This is a genomic window from Geobacillus sp. LYN3 (genome assembly GCF_003064505.1).
Classification (GTDB): Bacteria; Bacillota; Bacilli; order Bacillales; family Anoxybacillaceae; genus Parageobacillus_B; species Parageobacillus_B toebii.
The window spans coordinates 767,853-768,602 of sequence record NZ_QCWL01000001.1; the positions used below are offsets into that span (position 1 = coordinate 767,853).

General features: G+C 45.3%; 1 protein-coding gene. It reads left to right on the forward strand.

Annotation, left to right across the window (positions count from 1 at the left end; translation table 11 throughout):
- Positions 1-750: ISL3 family transposase (locus DCC82_RS03985; RefSeq protein WP_108430417.1), on the forward strand; the 750-nt coding region annotated here is incomplete at both ends.

A 750-nucleotide genomic window follows, 5' to 3' on the forward strand; every position in this document is an offset into this window, starting at 1 on the left:
TTCATGTAGAGAAAACAGAGACACAGGAACGTTGCCCTCATTGTGGGTTTGCCACTTCCTCTGTCCACGACAAACGGACAAGAAAAGTACGGGATTTGGCGATTTTCCATCAGCCGGTGTACTTGTTCGTCAAGATAAAGCGCTATCGGTGCCGGAATTGTTCCCAAGTGTTTTCTGCCTCTTTGGAATCGATTGAACCCAATCAACATTACACTAGTCGATTTTGTGAGCACTTGTATGAACTTTGTGAAGGCTCCACCATTCAAGAGGTTAGTCGAAAGCAGCGCATCCCCTATACGACATTGGAACGCATCTACTACTCCATCGCATCAAAAAAAGCAAAAGAGCGTCAAAACACAATGGAGGCATCTTGTCAGGAAGGGATGGTGCTTAGCTTAGATGAAATCGCGGTAAAAAAGGGACATCAGTATGAAACCGTATTGATGGATGCCAAAGCTGGATCGGTCATGGGAATGCATGCCGATCGCCAATGTGACTCCGCCATCAACTTGTTGAGCCAAAATATCCTGTCGAAAGAAATGGTCCAAACGGTGATTCTTGACATGTGGGAACCTTATCATAAGGCGGTTCGCGCCCTGTTTCCATCTGCTTCGATTGTCATCGATAAGTACCATGTGGTTCAAAAAGTGACCCAAGCCTTGGATCAAGCAAGAAAGGAATTTTCTCCATTGAAAAAGGCTCGATATCTTCTCTTAAAAGGCTGTGAAAAGCTTCGTAAGGACCAACGGC